The sequence below is a fragment of the Mesorhizobium sp. B2-8-9 genome (assembly GCF_006439475.1).
Taxonomy (GTDB): domain Bacteria; phylum Pseudomonadota; class Alphaproteobacteria; order Rhizobiales; family Rhizobiaceae; genus Mesorhizobium.
The window spans coordinates 51,205-67,707 of sequence record NZ_VFTQ01000004.1 but is presented as its reverse complement, the minus strand read 5'-3'; the positions used below and the strand labels follow the sequence as shown (position 1 = coordinate 67,707).

17 protein-coding genes are annotated in these 16,503 nt (G+C 63.4%); 11 read left to right on the top strand and 6 right to left on the bottom strand.

The features are described 5' to 3' along the window. Positions 1 to 10: 10 nt before the first annotated feature. Positions 11 to 1,264, bottom strand: a complete 1,254-nt coding sequence (gene tyrS / locus FJ423_RS06500) for a tyrosine--tRNA ligase (RefSeq protein WP_140840215.1) — start codon at positions 1,262 to 1,264, stop codon at positions 11 to 13. 289 nt (positions 1,265 to 1,553) lie between these two features. Between tyrS and FJ423_RS06495 the strand changes: the two genes are divergently transcribed. Together FJ423_RS06495 and FJ423_RS06490 are read left to right on the top strand one after the other, a co-directional pair. Continuing rightward, complete coding sequence (locus FJ423_RS06495) at positions 1,554 to 3,197, top strand: glycosyltransferase family 39 protein (RefSeq protein WP_140840214.1); 1,644 nt, start codon at positions 1,554 to 1,556, stop codon at positions 3,195 to 3,197. A 42-nt stretch (positions 3,198 to 3,239) separates the two neighbouring features. Continuing rightward, complete coding sequence (locus FJ423_RS06490; RefSeq protein ID WP_140840213.1) at positions 3,240 to 4,103, top strand: phosphatase PAP2 family protein; 864 nt, start codon at positions 3,240 to 3,242, stop codon at positions 4,101 to 4,103. Between the two features lie 27 nt (positions 4,104 to 4,130). Here FJ423_RS06490 and FJ423_RS06485 read toward each other — a convergent pair whose 3' ends face one another. Beyond that, on the bottom strand, positions 4,131 to 4,805 hold the full coding sequence (locus FJ423_RS06485) for an alpha/beta hydrolase (RefSeq protein ID WP_095765174.1): 675 nt from the start codon (positions 4,803 to 4,805) through the stop codon (positions 4,131 to 4,133). A 267-nt stretch (positions 4,806 to 5,072) separates the two neighbouring features. Here FJ423_RS06485 and FJ423_RS06480 point away from each other — a divergent pair, with 267 nt between their 5' ends. The 8 genes from FJ423_RS06480 (at position 5,073) to sufA (ending at position 12,954) form a co-directional block, all read left to right on the top strand. Next, positions 5,073 to 6,233 (top strand): cysteine desulfurase family protein, encoded by a 1,161-nt coding sequence (locus FJ423_RS06480; RefSeq protein WP_140840212.1) that lies wholly within the window; start codon positions 5,073 to 5,075, stop codon positions 6,231 to 6,233. 239 nt (positions 6,234 to 6,472) lie between these two features. After that, positions 6,473 to 7,990, top strand: coding sequence for a Fe-S cluster assembly protein SufB (gene sufB, locus FJ423_RS06475; RefSeq protein ID WP_140840211.1), 1,518 nt, complete (start codon positions 6,473 to 6,475; stop codon positions 7,988 to 7,990). Beyond that, on the top strand, positions 7,987 to 8,670 hold the full coding sequence (locus FJ423_RS06470) for a hypothetical protein (protein WP_140840209.1): 684 nt from the start codon (positions 7,987 to 7,989) through the stop codon (positions 8,668 to 8,670). Before sufB ends, FJ423_RS06470 begins: the two co-directional genes overlap by 4 nt. Positions 8,671 to 8,681: 11 nt before the next feature. Then, entirely contained in the window at positions 8,682 to 9,437 is a 756-nt protein-coding gene (sufC, locus tag FJ423_RS06465) for a Fe-S cluster assembly ATPase SufC (RefSeq protein WP_140840206.1), read from the top strand. A gap of 25 nt (positions 9,438 to 9,462) precedes the next feature. Beyond that, a complete protein-coding gene (sufD, locus tag FJ423_RS06460; protein ID WP_140840204.1) occupies positions 9,463 to 10,734 on the top strand; it encodes a Fe-S cluster assembly protein SufD in 1,272 nt (423 codons plus the stop codon). A 104-nt stretch (positions 10,735 to 10,838) separates the two neighbouring features. Next, positions 10,839 to 12,080 carry a cysteine desulfurase gene (locus FJ423_RS06455; RefSeq protein ID WP_140840202.1) on the top strand — a complete coding sequence of 414 codons (1,242 nt, stop codon included), beginning with the start codon at positions 10,839 to 10,841 and terminating at the stop codon, positions 12,078 to 12,080. 5 nt (positions 12,081 to 12,085) lie between these two features. Next, on the top strand, positions 12,086 to 12,478 hold the full coding sequence (locus FJ423_RS06450; protein WP_140840200.1) for an SUF system Fe-S cluster assembly protein: 393 nt from the start codon (positions 12,086 to 12,088) through the stop codon (positions 12,476 to 12,478). 95 nt (positions 12,479 to 12,573) lie between these two features. Then, entirely contained in the window at positions 12,574 to 12,954 is a 381-nt protein-coding gene (gene sufA / locus FJ423_RS06445) for a Fe-S cluster assembly scaffold SufA (RefSeq protein ID WP_140840198.1), read from the top strand. Positions 12,955 to 12,976: 22 nt separating this feature from the next. On the opposite strand, the gene FJ423_RS06440 is transcribed toward sufA, so the two are convergent. Both FJ423_RS06440 and FJ423_RS06435 read right to left on the bottom strand, forming a co-directional pair. Then, on the bottom strand, positions 12,977 to 13,435 hold the full coding sequence (locus FJ423_RS06440) for a RidA family protein (RefSeq protein WP_095765180.1): 459 nt from the start codon (positions 13,433 to 13,435) through the stop codon (positions 12,977 to 12,979). A gap of 15 nt (positions 13,436 to 13,450) precedes the next feature. Next, positions 13,451 to 13,948: a GFA family protein gene (locus FJ423_RS06435; RefSeq protein WP_140840196.1), complete on the bottom strand. Its 498-nt coding sequence runs from the start codon at positions 13,946 to 13,948 to the stop codon at positions 13,451 to 13,453. Between the two features lie 89 nt (positions 13,949 to 14,037). Between FJ423_RS06435 and FJ423_RS06430 the strand changes: the two genes are divergently transcribed. Continuing rightward, entirely contained in the window at positions 14,038 to 14,370 is a 333-nt protein-coding gene (locus FJ423_RS06430; RefSeq protein ID WP_140840194.1) for a TfoX/Sxy family protein, read from the top strand. A gap of 22 nt (positions 14,371 to 14,392) precedes the next feature. On the opposite strand, the gene FJ423_RS06425 is transcribed toward FJ423_RS06430, so the two are convergent. Then, positions 14,393 to 15,310, bottom strand: a complete 918-nt coding sequence (locus FJ423_RS06425) for a pseudouridine-5'-phosphate glycosidase (RefSeq protein ID WP_140840193.1) — start codon at positions 15,308 to 15,310, stop codon at positions 14,393 to 14,395. A gap of 42 nt (positions 15,311 to 15,352) precedes the next feature. Beyond that, a complete protein-coding gene (locus tag FJ423_RS06420; protein ID WP_140840190.1) occupies positions 15,353 to 16,291 on the bottom strand; it encodes a carbohydrate kinase family protein in 939 nt (312 codons plus the stop codon). Positions 16,292 to 16,503 lie beyond the last annotated feature (212 nt).

Here is a 16,503-nt window from a genome sequence, read left to right as displayed (position 1 = left end):
GTTCGGCCGATCAGTTCGGCCGCACCAGCACGTGCTTCTTCTTGCCGAGCGAAAGCTTCACGAGGCCTTCCGGGCCGAGATCCTGAAGCGTGACGACGCGACGGTCGTCGGTCAGCGGCTGGTCGTTGACGCGTACGGCGCCGCCTTGGACATGCCGACGCGCTTCGCCGTTCGAGCCGGCCAGACCAGCGCTTACGAACAGCGCCAGGATGCCGATGCCGGCTTCGAGGTCCGATTTGGCTACTTCGATGCTGGGCAGAGTGTCTGCGAGCGCGCCTTCCTCGAAAGTCTTGCGCGCCGTCTCGCTTGCGGTCTCGGCCGCATCGCGGCCGTGCAGCATGGCGGTGATCTCGGTGGCGAGGATCTTCTTCGCCTCGTTGATCTCCGAGCCGCCGAGCTTTTCAAGGCGCGCCACCTCGTCGAGCGGCAGGGTCGTGTAGAGCTTCAGGAAGCGCCCGACATCGGCGTCCTCGGTGTTGCGCCAGTACTGCCAGAATTCGTAAGGCGAGAGCATGTCGCCATCGAGCCAGACCGCGCCCGAGGCGGACTTGCCCATCTTGGCGCCGGAGGAGGTGGTGAGCAGCGGCGTGGTCATGGCGAAGAGCTGCACGCCCTCCATGCGGTGGCCGAGATCGATGCCGTTGACGATATTGCCCCACTGGTCCGAACCGCCCATCTGCAGCCGGCATCCGACGCGTTTGTAGAGCTCGACGAAGTCGTAGGCCTGCAGGATCATGTAGTTGAATTCGAGGAAGGACAGCGACTGCTCGCGGTCGAGCCTCAGCTTCACGCTATCGAAGGCAAGCATGCGGTTGACAGAGAAATGCCGGCCGACATCGCGCAGGAAATTGACGTAGTTGATCTGCATCAGCCAGTCGGCGTTGTTGACCATGACCGCGTCGCCCGGGCCGCTGCCGAATTTCAGGTAAGGCGCGAAATTGCGGCGGATGCCGACGAGATTGTCGTCGATGTCCTGCGGGGTGAGCAGCTTGCGCGCCTCGTCCTTGAAGGACGGGTCGCCGATCATCGAGGTGCCGCCGCCCATCAGCGCGATCGGCCGATGGCCGGTCTGCTGCAGCCAATGCAGCATCATGATCTGGATCAGCGATCCTGCGTGCAGGCTTTTGGCGGTGGCGTCGAAGCCGATATAGGCGCTCACCGTTTCCTTGGCGAAGAGCTGGTCGAGGGCGGATTCATCCGAAATCTGATGGATGAAGCCGCGCTCGCTCATGATGCGCAGGAAATCGGATTTGAAGGCGGACATTTTTTCTTCCTGGAGGTCGCCGGGCGCTTGGCCATGCTTGATATGAAGGCGCGCGTTTAGCATCCAAGCGCGATCAGCAAAAGTGGTTTCCGGTTTTGCGTCCGATCGCGCTTCAACCAACAAACACGCGATCAGCAAAAGTGGTTTCCGGTTTTGCTTGGAATCGCATACGGCGCGGCGCGTCCTTGCTTCGCCCTTTTTGCTGGCGTAATGAGGCGCCGCGCAAAGACACGGCGCCATGCACCGCGACGGGGCCATCCCGCAGTTTCAGATCGGAAAAGCTCCCGCGATGAACAGGAACACCCTCATCCTCTTTCTGTTCAGCATCGTCATGACCGTCAGCGGGCTGGCAAGCCTGCCGCCGGTCGACCGCGATGAATCCCGTTTCGTCCAGTCGACCAAGCAGATGGTCGAGACCGGCGACTATGTCGATATCCGCCTGCAGGATGTCACGCGCTACAAGAAGCCGATCGGCATCTACTGGCTGCAGTCGGCCGCCGTGGCGTTGAGCGGCGAGGGGGCTGCGGCGCCGATCTGGGTCTATCGCCTGGTCTCGATGCTGGGCATCGCGCTCGCTGTCGTCGGCATCGGCTGGACCGGGACGAAACTCTTCGGCGCCAGTGCCGGGCTGGCCGCCGGCCTGATGATGGCGGCGATCTTCGCCACCGCCTTCGAGGGGCGCGACGCCAAGACCGATGCCATGCTTCTCGCCTGCTGCGTGATAGCGCAAGGCGCGCTGGCGCAGGTGTATTGGGCAGCCAAGCGCAACGATCCGGTTCCCGGGCATCTGCCGTGGATCTTCTGGATCGCGCAAGGCTTCGGCATACTCATCAAGGGCCCGGTTTCGCCGCTTTTGTCGCTGCTGACCGCCGCTGCCCTCTTTGCCTTCGACCGCGACTGGCGCTGGCTCCTCAAGATGAAGCTGGTGCGCGGCGTCCTGATCGTGCTGGCGATCGTGCTGCCGTGGCTGATCCTCATCACCTGGAAGAGCGGCGGGGCCTTCTTCCAGGAAGCGGTCGGCAAGGACATGCTGAACAAGGTGGCGCAGGGCGAGGAATCGCACGGCCTGCCGCCCGGCTTCTACATGCTGACTTATTCGCTGTTCATGTGGCCCTTCGGGCTGATCGCGGTCGGCGCCGGGCTCCAGGCCATCAACCGGTTTTGGGACGATCCGCGCCTGCGCTTCTGCCTGGCCTGGTACATCCCGTTCTGGCTGGTCTTCGAGGCGATCCCGACCAAGCTGCCGCATTATGTCATGCCGGCCTATCCGGGCATGGCGCTTCTGGTCGGCTGGCTGCTCACCTTGCCGGCGGACAAGGCCAACGCGCCGCTGAAGCGCTGGCAAACATGGCTGTGGTGGGCGACGGCTTTCGGCCTTGCCGTGGTGGCGATCGGCCTTGCCGTGGTCTGCGTCGGCGCGCCGCTTTACCTCGCCAAGACCTTCTCCTGGTGGAGCATGCCGGCGGCGATCGCCGCTCTGGTCACCGGCTATCTTGCTTTCCCCAGGCAGCTGCAGGTGCCGCTTCCGCGCATCGCCGCTATCGCCGTCGGCGCCGGCATCACCTTCAGCCTGCTGTTCGGCGTCATTGCGCCGTCGCTGAGACCGATCTGGCTCAGCCCCGCCGTCAAGACCGCCGTCGACGCCAACCGGCTGTGCGACACCACGGTACTCGCCTCGGCGAAATTCCAGGAGCCGAGCCTGGTCTTCCTGGTCGGCACCAAGACCGTGCTCACCGATGTCGAGGGGGTGGCGCGGCATCTGCTCAACGATCCGTCCTGCGCGCTTGGGCTGGCGCCGATCAAGGACGAGCAGAAGCTTGCCGATGTGCTGACCGCCAAGGGCAAGTCGGCGAAGCGGCTGACCGAAATTGACGGCATCAACTATTCGTCGGGAGACAAGCTGTCGCTCGGGCTTTACCGGGTGGCGCCGTGATGAATAGCGTCGGGCATCGAATGTCCCTATAAGCGCTCAGCCATGTCCGACGCGCCGCCCCTTGCCCTCTACCGCCGCTCGCTCGGCAATTTCCGCGACACGATGTCGATCGTGAAGCGACGCTTTGCCGTGCGGCCGGCGCGCTATCCGAGAATTCTGTGGAGCGTCTGGCTCATAGCCTGGATATTGCTCACTGTTGCGACTTTCCTGCGCCTCGATATCAGCGCGGGCGAGATGCGCGGCGAATGGTCCTCCGGATTTGCGCGCTTCACCGATTTCTTCACGCAATTCGGCCTCGGCGGCTGGTATCTCATTCCAGCGGCGCTCTGCCTTGTTGCCGCCAATCTGACGGATTGGCGCGGCCTGCCCCGGCATGGCCGGATGATCGTCTACAACTGGACGTGTTTCGCGTTCCTGGTGCTATGTGCCGTCGGCCTGTCCGGTCTTGCGGTCAACGTGCTGAAATACGGAATCGGCCGCGCCCGGCCGCTTTATTTCGACAGCTTTGGCGTCCTGTCGCTGCATCCTTTCGCCATGGACGCGCGCTTTGCCGGTTTCCCGTCCGGCCATGCCACGACGATGGGCGCCGTTTTCGGCATCCTGCTGCTGTTGTTCCCGCGGCGCTGGTATATCGCGCTGGCGGTCACGGCCTGCATCGCTTCGACACGCATCTTCGTCGGCGCGCACTATCCCAGCGACACGGTCGCGGGCTTCGGGCTCGGACTGGCGTTCGCGGTGCTATCGGGGCTGGTGTTTGCCCGGCTCGGCTTCATCTTCGGCCAGGCCGGTTCGAAGCTGCCGGTGCGCAAGCGGACGTTCCGGTTGGTACCGTCCCGCGCGCCAAGAGGCAGGGCTTCGACAGCCGATACGGTCGAGGCCGGAGTCGATCAAACCCAGATTCCTTAAGACGCCCTGACTGGCGGCCTTCCGCGCTTAGCGCAGCCGCTTCGGCCTCGGATCGGCCAGCTCGCCCGCCAGGCGACGGTCGAGATAGTCGGCGCACTCCTGGATCAGCAGTTCGGAATCGTTGGCGAAGAAATGGTTGGCGCCTGGGATCGTCTTCTGCGTGATGGTGATGCCCTTTTGCGTGTGCAGCTTGTCGACCAGGCCCTGCACATCCTTCGGCGGCGCCACCTTATCGGCATCGCCATGGATGATGAGGCCGGACGACGGACAGGGCGCCAGGAACGAGAAGTCGTAGGTGTTGGGCTGCGGCGCGACCGAAATAAAACCCTCGATCTCCGGCCGGCGCATCAGGAGCTGCATGCCGATCCATGCGCCGAAGGAATAGCCGGCGACCCAGCAGCTCTTCGAATCCGGATGCAGCGACTGCACCCAGTCGAGCGCGGCGGCCGCGTCCGACAATTCGCCGGTGCCATGGTCGAACTCGCCCTGGCTGCGGCCGATGCCGCGGAAATTGAAACGCAGCGTGGTGAAATCGCGCTTCTGGAACATGTAGAAGAGGTCGTAGACGATTTTGTTGTTCATCGTGCCGCCGAATTGCGGGTGCGGATGCAGCACGATGGCGATCGGGGCGCTCTTTTCCTTCGAAGGCTGATAACGTCCCTCCAGGCGACCAGCCGGACCGGCGAAAATGACCTCAGGCATAAAATACTCCACATGGCATATGAATGCGCTCGCCCGGAACTTTCCTGATCCCGACTCACCCGCGGCCCCACATCTTCTGTGGCCTTGACGCCGGGCGAGCGTGTTCCTAGAAGCTAGTTTAGAATTGTTCAAAACTGGGAGGCCGAAACCCGATGGTCCGGCCGCCCGCGCCGCAAGCCGGGTAAATAGGACGGCTTGCCTTGCAATTTCAAGGAAATAACGCGCTATCCTCGCGGGATAGTCGGCGGAAGGATGAACTGAGCGAAAATGGCCGCAATCCGCGCCTATCTCGACTACAACGCCAGCGCGCCGCTCATTGCGGAAGCGCGGGCAGCGATGGTCGCCGCGCTCGATGCCGCCAACCCGTCATCGGTCCATACGGAAGGGCGCGGCTCGCGCCGGCTGGTCGAGGACGCGCGCCGCGACGTGGCGCGGCTGGTCAATGCCAAGCCTGAACATATTGTCTTCACGTCCGGCGCGACCGAAGCCGCCTCGACGCTGCTTACGCCCGACTGGCAGATGGGGCGCGGGGCTATCCGCATGAGCCATCTCTACGTCTCGGAAGCCGACCATCCCTGCATACTGAATGGTGGACGCTTCGCGGCGGCGCAGGTTACGAAGATCGGCGTCGATCGGCACGGCATTGCCGATATCGAGGCGCTGGCCGCCGCGCTTGCCGCGCATGACAAGGCCGCTGGTCTGCCGCTGGTGGCGATCCACGCCGCCAACAACGAGACCGGCGTTATCCAGCCGATCGGGCGCATCGGCGAGATCGTCAAGGCCGCCGGCGGGGCGCTGGTCGTCGACGCCGTGCAGGCTGCCGGGCGGATTCCGCTCGATATGTCAATTCCTTATGCCGATTATCTGATCCTGTCCTCGCACAAGATCGGCGGCCCGAAGGGTGTCGGCGCGATCGTGGCCGCATCCGACCTGATGATGCCGCGCCCGCTGATCAATGGCGGCGGCCAGGAGAAGAGCCACCGCGCCGGCACGGAAAACGTCGCCGGGATCGCCGGTTTCGGCGCCGCGGCGCGTGTCGCGCTGGCCAGTCTCGCCGACATGGACGCCATCGCGAGCCGGCGCGACGAGGTCGAGGCGATCGTGCGCGACCTCGCGCCGGACGCGGAAATCTTCGGAAATGGCGCTCCCAGGCTTGCCAACACGACATTCTTCGCTATTCCCGGCGTCAAGGCCGAAACGGCGCAGATCGCTTTCGATCTCGCCGGCGTCGCGCTGTCTGCGGGTTCAGCCTGCTCGTCGGGAAAGGTCGGGCCAAGCCATGTGCTCAAGGCGATGGGGCATGGCGACAGCCTGGGCGCCTTGCGCGTCTCGATCGGCCATGCGACAGGCGCCGAGCATATCGCGACGTTCCGGGCGGCGCTGGCCGGCATCGTCGCGCGCCGGGCGGGCAAGGAAGAAGCCGCCTGACGCGGCAAAGCATCGGAGCGGGAAACGCCTCGCGTTTCCCGGATTTCCGCTGCTCGAAAACGAATTCAGGCTTTAGGGCCTGGTAGAGCCGTGCGTTTTGTCCTGGCCGGGTGAATTTCCGGCGGACACGCACTATATGAAACTTACTCCGCCGCGAGTCCCTCCCTGGGACGCGATTTCGGCGGTGCCATAGTTTGAAAACTGCCGGGCCTTGACCCCGGCGTGGATGGAGAACGCTTATGCCTGCTGTGCAGGAGACGATCGATCGGGTTCGAAAGATCGACGTCGACCAGTATAAATATGGATTCCAGACAGAGATCGAGATGGACAAGGCCCCCAAGGGCCTTAGCGAAGACATCATTCGTTTCATCTCGGCAAAGAAGGATGAGCCGGACTGGATGCTGGAATGGCGTCTGGGGGCGTATCGCCGTTGGCTGACGCTGGAAGAGCCGACCTGGGCGCGCGTCCACTATCCGAAGATCAACTTCCAGGACATCCACTACTACGCCGCGCCGAAGAGCACGCCGGGGCCGAAGTCGCTGAGCGAGGTCGACCCTGAACTGCTCAAGGTCTATGAGAAGCTCGGCATTCCGCTCAAGGAGCAGGAAATCCTGGCCGGCGTGCAGAAGACCGATGCCTCGGAGCTCGAGGAAGCCAGCGACAACGTCTATAAATCGGGCCGCGTCGCGGTCGATGCCGTGTTCGATTCCGTTTCGGTGGTCACCACCTTCAAGAAGGAACTGGCGCAGGCGGGCGTCATCTTCTGCTCGATCTCGGAAGCGATCCGCGAGCATCCGGAGCTGGTGAAAAAATATCTCGGCTCGGTCGTGCCGACCTCCGATAATTTCTACGCGACGCTGAATTCGGCAGTGTTCACCGACGGCTCGTTCGTCTTCGTGCCCAAGGGCGTTCGCTGCCCGATGGAGCTATCGACCTATTTCCGCATCAACGAGAAGAACACCGGCCAGTTCGAGCGCACGCTGATCATCGCCGAGGAGGGGGCTTACGTCTCGTATCTCGAGGGCTGCACGGCGCCGCAGCGCGACGAGAACCAGCTGCACGCCGCGGTGGTCGAGCTGATCGCGCTCGACGATGCCGAGATCAAATATTCGACGGTGCAGAACTGGTACCCCGGCGACGCCGAGGGCAAGGGCGGCATCTACAATTTCGTCACCAAGCGCGGCGATTGCCGCGGCGATCGCTCGAAGATCTCGTGGACGCAGGTCGAGACCGGTTCGGCCATCACCTGGAAATATCCGAGCTGCATCCTGCGCGGCGACGATTCCAGCGGCGAGTTCTATTCGATCGCGGTGTCGAACGGTTATCAGCAGGTCGATAGCGGCACCAAGATGATCCATCTCGGCAAGAACACGTCGAGCCGCATCATCTCCAAGGGCATCGCCGCCGGCTTTTCGCAGAATACCTATCGCGGCCAAGTCTCGGCGCATCGCAAGGCGACCAACGCGCGCAACTTCACCAATTGCGATTCGCTGCTGATCGGCGACCAGTGCGGCGCGCACACCGTGCCTTACATGGAAGCCAAGAATTCGACGGCGCAGTTTGAGCACGAGGCGACGACCTCGAAGATCTCCGAGGACCAGAAGTTCTACGTCATGCAGCGCGGCATCCCCGAGGAAGAGGCGATCGCGCTGATCGTCAACGGCTTCGTCAAGGACGTCATCCAGCAGCTGCCGATGGAGTTCGCTGTCGAGGCGCAGAAGCTGATCGGAATCAGCCTAGAGGGGAGCGTGGGGTGAAACTCTTCGGCCGTAAAACGGCGGCACTGCAAAGCTCGGAAGGGGTTCAGCAAGACGTTGAATCTCCTATGGCTGCGTGGTTTTCGTCCCTGGCTGGAAGACCTGCCTCGGATTTCGGAGGCCGGGAACGGATTTTCATAGAAATTTGGCGTCAATTCTGCGCTTTCCGGTCAGGCGTAGACGCATCTGAGCTAAGCTATTTTCACAGCACCTCGTGGTGGGGGGAATGGCGGGAATGGCCCGACTACGTGAGCGGTACACTGGGTGGTTTATCCAGCGTGGCTACCAAATCCGCTACCAAGCGGGAAGATAGATTTGACGTGGATACGTTGCACCTTGTCAGCAACTATCTGCCTGCAAAGGGAACCTGTCTTACTTGGTACGATAGGTTGAAATCGCTAGGTTTCGACTATGATCACGGACAAGCCGCAGAGCGGTTTGGTGGTGACTACACCGGCAACTTCAGGATGACGTTCTTCTACTTTGTCGATGAATCAATTTTTCTAAATGGCCGTAGGCTTCGTACCCAAGTCGATCCCGTTGAGGCGAGCAAATCCGCCGATCTTAAGGTCCGGCACAGTTATGTGCACAACGTGATCGATTTGGCTATGGAGTTCGGTGAATGGATCCACTTGGACGATCAGGGGAAGTTTGCCCTCACCCCCTGGCGAGTTAACTAGAGAAAAGAACAATGCTTGAGATCAGAAACCTGCACGCCCGCATCGTCGACGACGGCACCGAGATCATCCGCGGCCTGAATCTGACGGTGAAAGCCGGCGAGGTCGCCGCCATCATGGGGCCGAACGGCTCGGGCAAGTCGACGCTTTCCTATATCCTCGCCGGCCGCGAGGACTATGAGGTGACGGAGGGCGACATCCTCTATAACGGCCAGTCGATCCTCGAAATGGACCCGGCCGAGCGCGCCACCGCCGGCATCTTCCTCGCCTTCCAGTATCCGATGGAGATACCGGGCGTCGCGACCATGGAATTCCTGAAAGTGGCGATGAACGAGCAGCGCAAGGCGCGCGGCGAGGAGCCGTTGAAGATCCCGGAATTCCTGAAGCGCGTGAAGGACGCCGCCGCTTCGCTCAACATGGACATGAACATGCTGAAGCGGCCGCTCAATGTCGGCTTCTCGGGCGGCGAGAAGAAGCGCGCCGAGATCCTGCAAATGAAGCTGCTCGAGCCAAAACTCTGCGTGCTCGACGAGACCGATTCCGGCCTCGACATCGACGCGCTGAAGATCGTCTCGGACGGCGTCAACGCACTGCGCTCGCCGGACCGGGCCATCGTCGTCATCACCCACTACCAGCGCCTGCTCGAGCACATCGTGCCTGATACGGTGCACGTGCTCTACAGGGGCCAGGTGATCAAGTCGGGCGACAAGTCGCTGGCGCTCGATCTCGAGGCCAATGGCTATGCCGGCGTGATCGGGCAAGCCGCGTGACATGGGAGCGGTCGAGGCAAAAGTCATGAACATGCATGCACAGCCCCAGCGGACCTTGGCCGAGACGGCGCTGATCGACGCCTTCGGCGAGCGGCTGTCGCTGCTGCCCGGCGACGGCGCGGTGATGGTCAAGCGCGACGATGCGATCGAGGCGATCAAGCACGGCTTGCCGACGCGCCGCGTCGAATCCTGGCATTATACGGACCTGCGCCGGCTGCTGACTTCGGTGCCGGCTTTCGAGGCCGGCGCCGTCACAAAGACGCTTGCGCCCGTTCTTGAAGGGTCGGCGGTCCTGCCGGTGCTGAACGGCGTCTCGCAGACGAAGCTACCGGAGATCGGCGGCGTGACGGTGCAGCGCCTGTCGGAGAAGCTGACCGACGGCAGCGTCGCGCCCGGGCTCGATCCCTATGGCAGCGACGACGCGATCGGCGCGCTGAACACGGCTTTCGTCGCCGACGGCTATTTCGTCGATATCGCCGACGGCGCCGAGCTGGAAATGCCGATCGAATTGCAGAACCTGCAGGCCGGCGGCCAGTCGCATGTCCGGCTGCTGGCGCGTGTCGGGGCCGGCGCCAAGGCAGTCGTCGTCGAGCGCCAGGCAGGCGAGGGCGACGAGGCGCTCGCCTCTTCGGTCAGCCAGCTCATGATCGGCGACGGCGCGGAAGTGACCTGGCTGATCGTGCAGGAACAGCCGGACACGGCCACGCATCTCGCCCAGTTCAAGGCGCATATTGGCAAGGACGCCAAGCTGACGCTGTTCGTGATGAACGCCGGCGGCAGGCTTGTTCGCCAGGAGGTCGTCGTCAGGACGACCGGCGAGGGCGCCGACTTCAAATTGCGCGGCATCAATCTTCTCGCCGGCGACACCCACACCGATGTGACCATGGTGCTCGACCATGCCGTGCCGCACACCACGTCGACCGAAGTGATCCGCAACGTGGTAACCGGCAAGGCGCGCGGCGTCTTCCAGGGCCGCATCAACGTGCATCAATACGCGCAGAAGACAAACGCCAAGATGGCCTGCAACACGCTGCTTCTGTCGGACGACGGCGAGTTCTCGACCAAGCCGGAGCTGGAGATCTTCGCCGACGACGTCGTCTGCGGCCATGGCGCCACCGTCACCGAGATTGACCACGACCATCTGTTCTACCTGATGGCGCGCGGCATCGACGAGAAGTCGGCGCGGGGTCTCCTGGTGAAGGCGTTCGTCGCCGAAGTGATCGAGGAACTGGACGACGAGGCGCTGGTCGAAGCGCTGGAAGCGCGGCTCGACGGCTGGTTTTCGACGCACGGCTAGCGCCTAACCTTCTCCCCTTGTGGGAGAAGGTGGATTGGCGCGAAGCGCCAAGACGGATGAGGGGTGTTGGAAGGATCGCGGCTTCGGCCGACAAGGACTTCGAAATGGACCAGAAGATCGAAACCACTCCCTATGATGTCGAGGCGATCCGCCGCGACTTCCCGATCCTGTCGCGCCAGATCTATGGCAAGCCGCTGGTCTATCTCGACAACGGCGCCTCGGCGCAGAAGCCGCAGGTGGTGCTCGACACCATCCAGCACGCCTATTCCCAGGAATACGCCAACGTGCATCGCGGCCTGCATTTCCTGTCGAACGCCGCGACCGACGCCTATGAGAATGCGCGCAAGTCGGTGCGGCGGTTTCTCAATGCGCCGAGCACCGATAACATCGTCTTCACCTCCAACACCACATCGGCGATCAACACCGTCGCCTATGGCTGGGGCATGCCGCGGATCGGCGAGGGCGACGAGATCGTGCTGTCGATCATGGAGCACCACTCCAACATCGTGCCCTGGCATTTCATCCGCGAGCGGCAGGGCGCGAAGCTCGTCTGGGTGCCGGTCGACGATCTCGGCGCCTTCCACATCGAGGAATTCGAAAAGCGCCTGAGCAACCGCACCAAGCTGGTCGCCATCACCCATATGTCCAATGCGCTGGGCACGGTGACGCCGATCAAGGAGATCGTGCGCATCGCGCATGCGCGTGGAATTCCTGTCCTCGTCGACGGCAGCCAGAGCGCCGTGCACATGCCGATCGATGTGCAGGATCTCGACTGCGATTTCTTCGTCTTCACCGGCCACAAGGTCTATGGCCCGTCGGGCATCGGCGTGCTCTACGGCAAGAAGGACAGGCTGGAAGAGATGCGGCCTTTCATGGGCGGCGGCGAAATGATCGAGGAAGTGACGGAAGACATCGTCACCTACAACGAGCCGCCGCACCGCTTCGAGGCCGGTACGCCGCCGATCGTCCAGGCGATCGGCCTGGGCGCCGCGCTCGACTATATGGAGAAGGTCGGCCGTGAGCGGATCGCCGCGTACGAGGCGGACCTCAAGGCTTACGCGCATGAGCGGCTGCGCGCCATCAACTCGCTGCGCATCTTCGGCGACGCGCCCGGCAAGGGCGCCATCATCTCGTTCGAATTGCAGGGTATCCATGCGCATGATGTGTCGATGGTGATCGATCGGCAAGGTGTCGCGGTCCGGGCCGGAACGCATTGCGCCCAGCCGCTGTTGAAACGCTTCGGCGTCACCTCCACATGCAGGGCATCGTTCGGCATGTATAATACCAGGGCCGAAGTGGACGCTTTGGCCGAGGCGCTGGAAAAGGCGCGAAAGTTCTTCGGGTGACGATGATGGACGACGTGAGCACCACCGCGGAAAAAGCGCCGGAAACGGTCGCCAACGGCATCGTTTCGGCCTCGGCGATTCCCGCCGACGAGTTGGCGCGGCTGACCGACGACATCGTTTCGGCGCTGAAGACGGTCTACGACCCGGAAATCCCGGCCGACATCTATGAACTCGGCCTCGTCTACAAGATCGATATCGAGGACGACCGGTCAGTCAAGATCGACATGACGCTGACCGCGCCGGGCTGCCCGGTGGCCGGCGAGATGCCTGGCTGGGTCGAGAACGCCGTCGGCGCCGTCGAGGGCGTGTCCGGCGTCGAGGTCGCCATGGTGTTCGATCCGCCATGGACGCCCGACCGCATGTCGGAAGAGGCGCAGGTCGCGGTCGGGTGGTATTGAGGCCGATACCCTTGCGCCAGTTGTAAAACTTCACCATTTTAGGTGAGAATCATTCGGGCAGGCCTTGAACCTGCATGGAATGGAGTAGGAAAAATATGGGACGCTTCGCCGTCATCACGATGACCGAAAAGGCCGCCGACCGCGTGCGCGAGATCGTGGCTGCGCGCGATAGCGCGCATGGCATCCGGCTCGGCATCAAGAAGGGCGGTTGCGCCGGCATGGAGTACACGGTTGACCTTGTGACCGAGCCGAATCCCAAGGACGACCATATCGAGCGTGACGGCGCGCATGTCTATGTCGCGCCGGAAGCCGCGCTCTTCCTGTTCGGCACCGAGATGGATTTCGAGCAGACGACGCTGCGCACCGGCTTCACCTTCAAGAATCCGAACCAGAGCTCGGCCTGCGGCTGCGGCGAATCCGTCGAGCTGAAGCCGGCCGATCTCAAGGCGCTTGCCGAGGCACGCGCCTCGGCCTGACCAGGCCCGCCAGCGCTTCCACTCAGTCCGGCAGCGCGGCGATGACAACAAGCTCGACGACGAGGTCAGGCTGCGCCAGGGCGGCGACACCGATCACCTCCGATGGCGGCGGGTTGTTGTAGCTGCAGTGCTTCGGGCAATGTTCGGCAAAGAATTCGTCCAGCACGTCCAGGCGGAAGTTTGGTGAGCTGAGGACGCCGCCGGACGGAAAAGGTCCTTTGACGTAGAACGTCACCTTGACCAAATGGTCAAGCGAGCTGCCAAGTTCCTCCAGATCCGACTTTATGTTGGCCAGGATTTCGCGCCACTGCGTTGCCGCGTCGCCGACAGCGCCGCCCTGGTGTTTCGAGGGATCGTAGTCGTCGACGGTGGCGGTGTTGCCGGACAGAAAAACATATCCCTTGGCGTCCGAGACGACCGTGCCCTTGCCCCAAGGCATCAAACGATCGCCTTTGAACTTCTTGTGCGTCGTGAGGTTCATTTCGGCCTCCTGTCGCTAATCCACCCACATCCCTGTCCGCTTGTGCCAGTCGGCGATCGATTCCTCCGGATAGACGTCGAATACCTTGTCGTTCTTGCCGACGACCGGCTCGACCCAGTTCGCCTTGTATTTCAGCATCAGATGCACCTTTTCCGGCGGTGCCGGCAGGTCGCTGTCGATCGCCGAGGCGAAGGGATGCACGAGCTCCGGCCAGGTCGGGTCGTAGAGCCAGAGTGCTGCGCCGCATTTCCTGCAGAAATTGCGCTCGCCGGTCGAGACCTCGCAATGCGGATGCTCGTCATCCTCGATTTCGGCGCGATAGACGCCGAGGCTGCGCTTGCCCCTGATATCAAGCGTCTCGTAGTCGGCGCCGAGATTGATGGCGAACCCGCCGCCGCCCTGCTGCTTGCGGCAGATCGAGCAGTAGCAGAGCATGAACGGCACGGGCGTGTGGCTCTCCACCTCGAAGCGGACGGCGCCGCAGCGGCAGGAGCCTTTGAGCAGGACAGGCATGGCGGGAACTCCGTTTCCAGGTTTCAACCTGTCAGCATGCTTTTGGTTGCGGCGATGACAAGGCCGATGACGGATGAGATGATCGCGGCATGGATAATGCGCGTCTTGAAGAACTGTTCGAAAGCCTTGGACCGATCGCCATCCGAAAACTGTTCGGCGGCAAGGGCATCTATTGCGACGGCGTCATCGTCGCGGTCGTCGTACGCGGCGAGCTGATGCTCAAGGCGGACGAGGAAACAATTCCCGACTTCGAAGCCGCCGGCTGCAAGCAATGGACCTATACCGGCTCGCGCCACGGCAAGGAGGTGGCGATGCCCTATTGGAGCATTCCCGACGAGGCCTTCGACGATCCGGACGAAATGGCGGTGTGGGCGCGGCGGGCTTATGAAGCGGGACGAAGGGCGGGGACGCAATCCGGGTGAGGGGGGCCTTCGCCGCGCGTGCCTACAACGCCTTGGCGATCTCCGCCGCCAGCCGCGCATTGTTCTCGACCAGCGCGATGTTGGTCTTGAGGCTGCGGCCGCCGGTCAGCTCCAGGATCTTCGACAGCAGGAACGGTGTCACCGCCTTGCCGGTGACGTTGAGCGCCTCGGCCGCCTTTTGCGCGGCCTGGATGTAGCCGTCCATCTCGGCGGCCGGGATTTCGTCATTCTGCGGCACCGGGTTGGCGACGAGGATGCCGCCGCCCAGGCCCAGCGCTTGGCGCGTTCGGTAGAAATGCGCGATGTCTTCCGGCGCATGAAGGGTCAGCGGTGCGCGGAAGGGCGACTGCCTCGACCAGAAGGCGGGCATCGTCTCGCAGCCATGGCCGATAACCGGTACGCCGCGCGTTTCCAGCACTTCCAGCGTCTTTTCGATGTCGAGAATCGCCTTGGCGCCGGCCGAGACGACGATGACCGGCGTGCGCGCCAATTCGTCGAGGTCGGCCGAGATATCGAAGCTTTTCTCAGCGCCCTTGTGGACGCCGCCAATGCCGCCGGTGGCGAACACTTTTATGCCGGCCATATGCGCGGCGATCATGGTCGCCGCAACCGTGGTGCCGCCGGTGCGCGTTTGAGCGACCGCGAAGCCGAGATCGGCGCGCGACAGCTTCATGGCGTCGCCCGTCATGGCAAGCGATTCGCGCTCGCCGTCGGAGAGGCCGATCTTGATGCGGCCGTCGACCACGGCGATCGTTGCCGGTACCGCGCCGCAGTCGATGATGATCTGCTCGACCTTGGCAGCCATTGCGCCATTGTCGGGGTAGGGCATGCCGTGGGTGATGATGGTGCTTTCCAGCGCCACCACGGGCCGGCCGGCGGCAAGCGCCTCGGCCACCGGCGGATGGATATCGACGAAGGGGCGGGCGGTGTCAGGTGTCATGGCTGTCTCCGATCCGAAGGGATTGCTTCGGCAGTGGTGGCCCTATGCCACTTCCCGCGGCTCCGGCACAAGGGCAAGCGCCTGCGTGAAGGTGGCGATCGTGAAGGACGGCACGGCCTGCGGGCTCTCTATGGCGAGCATCGCCGCGGCAAGGCCTTCGCGTAGTGCTGCGCGCAGCGGCAGGCCGCGCAGCAAGGCGGCGACGGTTGCGCCGGTCAAGGCGTCGCCGGCGCCGGTCACGTCGGCCACCTTGCGCGGCGCGGGCGGGTCGATCTCGAAGATGCCGGTATCGTCGAAGCCCAGCACCGGAGCGCTGCCGGACGTGACCACGCCGGCGTTCAGGCCAGCCCGCCGGAGCGCGTCGACGAGCGTTTCGCCGGATGGCGCCGCGCCGACCAGCGCGGCGGCCTCGCGGCGGTTCATGAAGAGCAGCGACAGGTTGTCGAGCAGCGGCGCCAGGCGGACGACCTTGGCCGGCGAGACGGCGATGGCGAAGACCGGCCGGCCGCCGGCAAGCGCCAGCAGACGCTCCAGCGCGGCCGTCGGCAGGTTGGCGTCGCACAGGATGGCGTCGGTGGCGGCGATCGCCTCGCGCACCTTGGCGCGCCTTATTTGTTTGGGGAAGGCAAGGTCGTAGAGCGCCATGTCGGCAAGCCCGACGATCAACTCGCCTTCGGCATCGATCAGCGCCGTGTAGCTCGGCGTCGTGCGGTCGAGGAACACCACCGAAAGGTCTTTTATCCCGGCGTTGTCGATCGCCGAGGCGACCGTGTCCGCCGCAGCGTCACCGCCACGCACCGAGATCAGCGAGGCCGACACGCCGCGCTTCACCACGCTGCGCAGCGCGTTGAAAACCACGCCGCCGACGTCTTCGCGCATGACGCCGGGATTCGAAGCCGCGGGCACATAGACGCCCGAGACCTGGCCGCGCCGGTCGATATGGGCGCCGCCAAGCGCCAGGATTGTTGGGGATGTCGGCATTTCGGGTCGATGACTTTCGTTGATCGTGCGGCCGCGCACACTAGAGCGGTTCAGCGTTTCACGGAATCGCTGAACTGCTCTAAGTCTTTATCCTGGACGGAAAGCCGGCACGCACCGCAATTGCTCTAGGTTTCCTCAGGTCGCCCTGCAATCGGGGTTGCGATTCGGACGGCCGGGTATCGAAATCTCTTCTGGACCGGTGGTTGCACTCC